Annotated in this window: 2 protein-coding genes; both read right to left on the minus strand. The window is 75.2% G+C overall.

The features are described 5' to 3' along the window. A partial coding sequence (locus tag E1258_RS26220; protein WP_132405816.1) for a nucleotide disphospho-sugar-binding domain-containing protein occupies positions 1-939 on the minus strand: 939 nt, incomplete at its 3' end. Positions 940-1,014: 75 nt separating this feature from the next. Then, positions 1,015-9,504, minus strand: a complete 8,490-nt coding sequence (locus E1258_RS26225) for a type I polyketide synthase (protein WP_207919724.1) — start codon at positions 9,502-9,504, stop codon at positions 1,015-1,017. Positions 9,505-9,532 lie beyond the last annotated feature (28 nt).

Below are 9,532 nucleotides of genomic sequence, written 5' to 3' on the forward strand. Positions count from 1 at the left end.
GACCCCGCCCCTATCCCGCCCGCCCGCCAGGTCGGTGAGCACGGATACCAGGGCCTCGGGGCCGGGCATGGCAAGCACCTCGACGCGCAGTCGCTCGGCCTCTTCCCGCACCGCCGGATCGGCGGTCAACTGGAGGATTCGCTTGCCCAACTCGGCTCCGGCGGTGCCGTCCGGGACCAGGTGCGGCAGCCCGTAGGCGAGCGCGTCGGCAACCGCCGCACCGTCGTGGACGAGGGCCGAGCAGGTGCGCAGCAGCGCGTCCCCCGGCGTCGCGTCCAGGATCCGGACGTTGCCCGGGATCCGGACGCCGGGCGGCAGTTCGCGCATCGGCACCGCACAGACCAGTTCGAGGTCCAAGCCGTCGACCGCCTCGAACAGTTCGCCGAGCCGGGCACCGGCGGGGTCCAGCCTGGCGATGACCCGGCTGCGGCGGGCCCGGCGGCGCAGCCAGGACGGGACGATCGCCGGCCCGTGATAGGGGATGTGCCGGATGGGCAGGTCGCCGGCGACGGGCGCGGGCCGCAGTGACGGTGGCGTGGGTTCGAGCGTCGCGTCCGGCACCTGGGTCGCCCGATCAACGTCCACAAGGGAGCCGTCCAGCCGGTCGGATACCGGTACCATCTGGACGCTGGCTGCACCGACGACCCGGGCCGCCACGTCGGCCGCCGGGGCGTGCCGGTCCCAGACCACCAGATCGGGCCGCCACCGGCCGGCGTACCCGGTGACCGCGTCTGCCACTGCCGGACCCGCCAGCCGGTCGGGCTCACCGACCGGGTCCCCGAGCGGGGCCGCCACCAGCCCGGTCAGGTTGATGGTCGGGGCGAACCCGGACCAGCTGGCCACGTGCACCAGGCACCCCGCGCTGCGCAGCGCCCAGGCCAGCGGGATCAGCGGGTACATCCGGGCGGTCGACGGTGGGGTGACAAACAGTACGCGCATCGGAACCCTTTCCACCTGAGCCGGCATCGGCCGGTTGGAGCAACCGACAAAGGGAACCCCTAGTAGGGGTCGCTCTCACCGCGCCGCGAGCCACTCGTCGACGACCTGCGCGGTGGTGGCGGCCTGCTCAGCAACGATGCTGAAGTGGTCGCCCGGGACGGTGCGCACCTCGTCCGCGCGGCTCCAGTTGGTCATCCAGTCCGCACCGGTTGGCTCCGCCGCCGGCCGCCCGCCGCCGACCACGAACCGGCTGCCCGCCCGGATGAGCAAGGTCGGCGCGGCCAGGTCGGGCAGCGGCACGTCCGCCAGGAAATCCATGTAGCGGGCCATGGCGGTGAGCCGGGTACGGTCGGCAAATCCCTGCCCCGTATCGCGTTCCAGCATCGCCGCGGCCATCTCGCCGATCGTTCCGTCCCGCGCCTCCTGACCGGCCTCGCGCAGCTCCACACCGCCGACGGGGTAGGTGTCGAGCAGGACCACCGCGGCGGGTGCCAGACCGGCCCGCTCCAGGCAGCCGGCCACCGCGACGGCGAGAATCCCCGAGGAGGAGTAGCCGAGCAGCGCGAACGGCTCGTCACCGATGGCTTCGCGCAGGCTCCGGGTGAGCAGGTCGACCGCGGCCCCGGCGGATCCGGGCAGCGGCTCGCCGGTCTGGAAGCCGGGCATGCCCAGCGCGGACACCGGGCGCCGGCCCTTCAGGTGGGCCGCGATCCGGGTGTACTGGTGCGGCCCGCCGGTCGCCACCGGGGCGGCCAGGCAGAGCAGTCGCGGCCGGGCCGGCCCGTCGGCCAGCCGGACCGGTACGGGTGGGGTGTCGATCTCATCGGCGGATTCGAAGGAGGGGCGCAGGTTCGCCGCCGCGCTCAGGATGGCCAGGCCGTCCCCGAGCCGGCCGGCCCGGGCCGCCTCGCTGAACAGCTCCGCCAACCCGTCGCCGCCCGGGCCTTCCGGCTGACCGGTCGCGCCCGGTGCCGCCGCGGCGCCAGCGCCGAGTTGGGTGGCCAGGTGGTCGCCGAGCGCCGCCGGTGTCTGGATCTCGAACGTCACCGTGGCGGGCAGCCACAGCCCGGTGGCCGCGTTGAGCCGGTCCCGCAGCTCGACCGCGACCACCGAGTCGAAGCCGAGCTCCAGGAAGTTGCGGGCCGGATCGATCGACGACGGATCGGGAAGGTCGAGCAGCTCGGCGGTGTGCGTCAGGACCAGCTCGTGGAGTGCCGCGCGCGGTTGCGGCCCGACCAGCGGCGCAACCGGGTGCGGGGCGGTGGGCGCGGAGCGGTTCGGGGCGACGGTCCGGCGCGCGGGGGTCACCAGCGAGCGCAGCAGCGGCGGCACCCTCGCCGGGTCGGCCGCCCGCGACGGCGCCGGACGCGCCGCCAGAAGCGTGCCCTCGGCCCGGGCGGCGGCCTCGTCGAACAACGCCAGCCCATCCGCAGTGGACAGTGTCGGCCCGGCTTGGGTCGGAAGCAGCGCGCTGGACCACGGCGCCCAGCCGATCATCTGGCCCGGCCGGCCACGGCCGCGACGCCGCGCCAGCAGCGCGTCGAGGCAGGCGTCGGCGGCGGTGGTCGCGGCCCGCTCGTGGTCGCCGAGCAGCCCGGCCGTGGCGGAGACCACGATGAACGCCTCGACCTCGGCGGCCAGCTCGTCCAGGGCGAGCGCAATGTCCACAGCGGAGGACAAAGTATCGGCGAGCCGGTCCGGATCGAGGGAGTCCACGCCGGCATCAGGGTGCGGTGCGGCCAAATGCAGCACCGTGGTGAGCCGATGCCCGGACGGGAGGCCGGCGAGCAGGGCGGCGACGCTCGCCCGGTTAGTCAGGTCGCCGGCGACGGTCACCGTGGCGCCGGTCGCGGTCAGTTCCTCGGCCAGGTCGCTGACCGCCGCGCCGGCCAGCACCAGGTGGCGTACCCCCAGATCGTCGACCAGATGCCGGGCGAGTAGCCGGCCGACCGGGTGGTCGGCGTTGGTCAGCAGCGCGCTGCCGCTGGTGCCGACGGCGCCGAGCGTCTGGTCGCCGGCCGGGGTGGCCCGGACCAGCCGGACGGCGTAGGGCGCCGAATCCCGGATCGCGACCTCGGGCTCCCCGGCCGCCACCAGGGCCGGCAACAGCCGCTCCGGGTCGCTCGCGGCGTCCACGTCGGCCAGCACGAACCGGTCCGGGTGGGCGGCCTGGGCCGAGCGCACCAGGCCCCAGATCGCGGCGCCGGCCAGGTCGCCGACCTCCTCGCCGGCGACCGCCACCGCGCCCCGGGTAAGGATCACCAACCGGCCCGGGTGGCCGGACCGCAGCCAGCGCGCCAGGCCGACCAGGGTCTCTTCGGCCGCCTCGCGGATCGCGGCCGGACCGTCGCCCAGTCCGGTGCAGTCCAGGGTGACCAGATCGAGTGGCGCGGTGGCCGGCGGGGCCGGCTCCAGCGGCGACCAGCGTGATGTCAACAGGTGCGCTTCGGCGCGGGTAGCGGTGCCCGGCACCGGCCGCGGGATGGTTCCCAGCCGGACCGCCTCGACCGTGGCGACCGGCTGGCCGTCCTGGTCGGCCAGGGTGAGCCCGACCTCCCGGTCGGCGCGCAGGCGCAGCCGTACCCGTAGGGTGCTCGCCCCGGTCGCGTGCAGTTCGACGCCGGCCCAGGCGGACGGCGAGCCGGTACCGCCCGGTGCGCCAGCACCCAGCCCGAGGGCGTGCAGCGCGGCGTCCAGCGCGACCGGGTGCAGGCCGAACGCGGGATGCTGGGCGCGGGTCGCCCGGTCCAGGCTGACCTCGGCGAACAGTTCGTCGCCGCGGCGCCAGACCGAACGCAGCACCCTGAACGCCGGCCCGTAGACGCGCCCCGCCTCGGCGAGCGCCGGGTAGAGCCCGTTGACCGGGACCGGCTCGGCGTCCGCCGGCGGCCAGGCGGCCAGCTCGGGTACGGGCACGTCGGCGGCGGCCGGCCGCAGGCGCCCGGTCGCGTGGCGTACCCACGGCGCCCCGTCCCCGGTCCGCGAGTGGACGGTGACCGCCCGCTCGCCGGAGTCCTCGGCCGCGCCGACCGTCACCTGCACCTGCACGCCGCCCGCGTCGGGCAGCGCCAGCGGCAGTTCCGCGGTCAACGACTCCAGCCGGGGGCAGCCGACCTCGTCGCCGGCCCGGATGGCCAACTCGACCAGCCCGGCGGTGGGGAACACCCGGTCGCCGTCGAGCACGTGGTCGGCCAGCCAGGGTTGCCGGTCGGTGGACAGCGTGCCGGTGAGCACCACGGCGTCCGAGCCGGCCAGCCGGACGGCGGCGCCCACCACCGGGTGGCCGACGCTGTCCAGGCCGGTCGCGGTCAGGTTGCCGCGGGCGCTGAGGGCCCGCGGGTCGACGTCCGGCCAGTACCGGGTGCGGTGGAACGCGTACGGCGGCAGCAGTACCCGCCGGGCCGCGCGGCCGGTGAACAGCCGGGTGCCGTCCGCACCGAGCCCGTCGGCGTACAGCTGGCCGGCGGCGAGGTACGCGGCGACCGGCTCGGGCTGTCCGGGTCGCAGCACCGGGACCACCCGCATGTCCCCGGTATCCTCGGGCGCCGCGGCCGGGCCGAGCCGCACCAACCGGGTGACCCCGGCGGCCGCCAGCGCGGCGAGCGCGGCACCGGGCCGCACCTGCTGGCGGCAGTTGGCCACCCAGTAGTCCGGGTTGGACATCTCGTCGGTGACCGGGGCACCGGTTACCGGGGAGACGATCGGCAGGCGAGGCCGGTGATAGCTGAGCGTCCCCGCGATGTCCCGCAGGTCGTCCAGTACCTCGTCCATTTCGCCGGCCGCCACGGCGGTCGCGGCGCCGGGCAGCTCCTGGAGCAGCTGGGCCCGGTTCGCGGTGAGCTTGACCGCGTCCTTGAGCGAGAGGATCCCGGCGACGTGCGCCGCGGCCAGCTCCCCGGCGGACTCGCCGAGCACGTGGTCCGGCCGCAAGCCCCAGGACTCCAGCAGTCGGAACAGCCCGACCTGGAGGGTGAACAGCGCCGGCAGCGCGTAGCTCAGCTGGTCGAGCAGCGCGGCGTGGACCGAGCCCGGACCGGCGAACATCACGTCGCGCAGCGGCTGGTCGAGATGCCGGTCGAAGGTGGCGCAGCACTCGTCGACGCTCCACGCGAACGCCGGGAACGCCTGGTACAGGTCCCGGCCCAGGCCCGAATGCCGGTCACCGAGGCCGGGGAAGAGCATCGCCATGCGGCGACCAGGCACGGCCGTACCCAGCGCGACCCGGTCGGACGATTCGGCGCGGGCCAGCCCGGCCAGCCCGGTCAGCAGGTCGGCCCGGTCCGCACCGGCCACCACCGCGCGGTGCGGAAACGCCAGCCGCGAGGTGGCCAGGGAGAAGCCCAGGTCCACCGGATGCAGGTCCGGGTGGGCGGTGAGGTGGTCGAGCAGCCGGCGGGCCTGGTCGGGTACCGCCTCGGCGGTGCGGGCGGAGAGCAACCAGGGCGGCGGGGCGGCGTCGGGGTGCCGGTCGGCCGGGTCGGCGGGCTCTTCCGCAGGTGCCGGTGGCGGCTCCTCGATGATGACGTGGGCGTTGGTGCCGCTGAACCCGAACGCGGAGATCCCAGCCCGGCGGGAATGCCCGTTCGCGGTCCACGGGATGGTGCGGTTCAGCAGCCGGACGTTGCCGGCCGACCAGTCCACGCCCGCGGTCGGCTGGTCGGCGTAGCGGGACACCGGCAGCTGCCCGTGGCGCAGCGCCATCACCATCTTGATCACACCGGCGGCACCCGCGGCCGCCTGTGTGTGCCCGATGTTGGCCTTGACCGAGCCGAGCCACAGTGGACGATCTTCGGGCCGGTCCCGGCCGTACGTGGACAGCAGGGCGTTCACCTCGATCGAATCGCCCAGCGCGGTACCCGTACCGTGGCCGTCCACCGCGTCGACGTCGGCCGGACGCAGCCCGGCGACGGCGAGGGCGCGCCGGATCACCCGCTCCTGAGCCAGCCCGTTCGGCGCGGACAGCCCGTTGGACACACCGTCCTGGTTCACCGCGGTGGCCCGGACCACGGCCAGCACGGTGTGCCCGTTCTCCCGGGCGTCGCTGAGCCGTTCGAGCACCAGCACCCCGACGCCCTCACCCCAGCCGATCCCGTCGGCGTCGGCCGCGTACGACCGACACCGACCGGTTGGCGACGAGCCACGGGTGTACGCGAACGGCTCCGGGGAGGAGAGCAGGGACACCCCACCGGCGAGTGCGCGGGTGCAGTCGCCCCGCTGTAGTGCCTGTACGGCGAAGTGCAGCGCGACCAGCGACGAGGAGCACGCGGTATCGATCGCCACGGCCGGCCCTTCCAGACCCAGGGTGTACGCCACCCGGCCCGGGACCATGCTGGCCAGCGCGCCGTTGCCGCGGAAGAGCGCGTTGTCCGGCAGGTTCCCCGCCGGTCCAGGGTCGTAGGTGCAGCCCATTCCGCCCACGAAGACGCCGGTCGGGCTGCCCTTCAGCGACAGCGGATCGACCCCGGAGCGCTCCAGCGCCTCCCAGCACACCTCCGTCAGCATCCGCTGCTGCGGATCCATCATCAGCGCCTCGTTCGGGCTGATCCCGAAGAACGCGGCGTCGAAGTCGGTCGCGTCGTCGAGGAACCCGCCCTGCTGCAGGTGGCCGGCGACGATGAGGTCGCGCCAGTAGTCCATGTCCCAGCCGCGGTCGGTGGGGAGCGGGCCGATGCCGTCGGCTCCGGCGGCAGTCAGCCGCCAGAGGTCCTCTGGCGAACCGACCCCGCCCGGGTAGCGGCAGGCCATCCCGACGACGGCGATCGGCTCGGCGGTGTCCGGCGCGGCGGGTGCGGCCGGCTCCGCCAGGGCCGGCTCGGTGGCCGCGCCGAACAGCTTCCCGTGCAGCCAGCCGGCGAGGTCACGGGCGGTGGGGTGGTCGAAGATGACGGTGACCGACAGCTGGAGCCCGGTGACCACGGTCAGCCGGTTGCGCAGCTCGACCGAGAGCAGCGAGTCGAAGCCGAGGTCGTTGAACGGCCGGTCGGGGTCGATCAGGTCGGCGGAGGTGTGGCCGAGCACTGCTGCGACGTGGGACAGCACCAGCTTTCGCAGCGTCGCCTCGCGCTCCTCGGCGGACCGCGCTGCCAACCGGTCCACCAGCGAGTCGGCGCCAGCCTGCCGGTCGGCCCGGACCGCCGGGGCCAGGGCGCTCAGCACCTGCGGTACCGCGCCCGGGTCGGCGCGCAGCGCCGCGAGGTCGAGCTGGATCGGCACAGGCAACGCCAGGTCCGCCGCCACCGCCGCGTCGAACAGCGCCAGACCTTCCGATGTGGACAGCGGTCGGATGGGCGCGCGCCCGCCCCGGGTACCGCCGGTGGCGCCGGCCATGCCGCCGTCGAGCGCCCACGGCCCCCAGGCCAGCGACTGCGCCGGCAGCCCGGCGGCCCGGCGGTGAGCGGCCAGGGCGTCCAGGAAGCTGTTGGCGGCGGCGTAGTTGGCCTGTCCGGGTGCGCCCAGCACTCCGGCCGCCGAGGAGAACAGGATGAACGCGTTCAGCTCCCGGTTCTTGGTCAGCTCGTGCAGGTGCCACGCGGCGGCGGCCTTGGGCCCGAGCACGGTGTCGACCCGCTCCGGGGTGAGCGAGGCGAGGACGCCGTCGTCGAGTGTCCCGGCCGCGTGTACCACCGCGGTCACCTTCCGCCGGGCCAGCAGCTTTCCGGCGGCCCGGCGGTCGGCCAGGTCACAGGCCACGATCTCGACCCGGGCGCCCAGCTCGGTCAGCTCGGCGGCCAGTTCGCCGGCCCCAGGTGCCCGCCGGCCCCGCCGGCTGACCAGCAGCAGCTTCCGCACCCCGTACCGGCGGACCAGGTGTTCCGCGACGACCCGCCCGAGCGCACCGGTACCGCCGGAGATCAACACCGGTCCGGTCCAGGTTGGATCGGTGCCGGCGGGTGGCGCACCGGTCCGGGACAGCCGGGGTACGTAGGCGGTTCCGCCCCGGACCGCCACCTCGGGCTCCCCGCTGGCGGCGATCGCGGGCAGCAGTTCGTCCTCCGCGCCGGGGTCACGGTCCGGTCCGGCCTCGACATCCACCAGGATCAGCCGGCCGGGGTGTTCGGACTGGGCCGCGCGGACCAGCCCGCGGGCCGCGGCGGCACCGAGGTCCACCGGGTCCTCGCCGGGCAACCCCGCCGCGCCGCGGGTCACCACCACCAGCCGGGAGCCGGCGAACCGGTCGTCGTCCAGCCAGCCCTGCACGTCGGCCAGGGTGCGGTGGGTCGCCGCGCGAGCCGCCTCGGCGTCCGGCCCGCCAATCACCCGCAGGACGGCCAGATCGGGTACCGGCTCGGCGTCCGGCTGACCGGACAGCCCCGCCACAGAGAGGCGGTCCGGCGCTGGCAGGGCGACGCGTACCCAGTCCAGGTGCAGCAGCGCCCCGTTCGGCGCACCCGGACGGGGATGGCCGGCGGTCAGCTCGGCCGGGGCCACGCGCAGCAGCAGGGAGTCGACCGAGGCGACCGGCTGGCCGGCCGGGTCGGCGAGTTCCAGCGCGACGGTCGCGCCGCCGTCCTCGTCCGGGCCGGTCCCGCTGGCCCGGGTGATCCGCGCCCGCAACGCGACGGCACCGGAGGCGTGCAGCTCGACCCCGGACCAGGCGTACGGCAGGGCGTCGCCTGCCCGGTCGGCGTCGCTTTCCCGGTCGGTGTCGAGGAGGCCGATCGCCTGGAGCGCGCCGTCGAACAGGGCCGGGTGCAGTCCGAACTCCTCGGCGCCGAAGCGGGCCTGCTCGGGCAGGCTGAGCTCGGCGAAGATCTGGTCACCGAGGCGCCAGGCGCGGCACAGGCTTTGGAACACCGGCCCGTGTACCAGCCCGCCCCGGCCGGCCCGCTCCGCGTACCCGCCGGTGAGGTCGACCGGGGTGGCTCCGGCGGGCGGCCAGGCGGCCAGCGCGAACCCGGGCGGCGGCGTGGCCGGGGCCAAATTGCCGCTGGCGTGCCGTACCCAGGGTGCGGAGTCGGTCAGCCCCTCGGCACGCGCGTAGATGTTGACCGGCCGGCTTCCGGCGCTGTCCGGCACGCCGACGCTCACCTGGACCAGGACCCCGCCGCGCTCGGGCAGGGTCAGCGGCGCGTGCAGGGTCAGCTCGTCCAGTCGCGGGCAGCCGACCTGGTCGCCGGCGGTGATGGCGATCTCGACCAGGCCGGTGCCGGGGAAGACGATCGTCCCGGCGACGGTGTGGTCGGCGAGCCAGGGTTGTGTGGTGGTGGACAGGCGGCCGGTCAGGATCAGGGTGTCGTTGTCGGCCAGCACGGTCGCGGCGGCCAGCAACGGGTGATCCACCGGCGCCAACCCCAACGACGCGGCGTCCCCGCCCTCCGCCGAGGCCGCCAACCAGTACCGCTGCTGCTGGAACGGGTATGTCGGTAGGGGTACCCGGTTGGCGGCGATGCCGGTGTAGTAGGCGTCCCAGTCGATGGGGACGCCGTGGGTGAACAACTCCCCCGCCGCCTGGGTGACCGCGGTGACCTCGTCGCGGTCCTTGCGCAGGCTCGCCACCACCACCGGCGTGTCATCGAGACACTGCGCCACCAACCCACTCAACGTGGCATCCGGGCCGATCTCCACGAACCGGCCCACACCCTGCCCACGCATC

Origin of the sequence: Micromonospora sp. KC207 (assembly GCF_004348615.1) — a bacterium.
Classification (GTDB): Bacteria; Actinomycetota; Actinomycetes; order Mycobacteriales; family Micromonosporaceae; genus Micromonospora.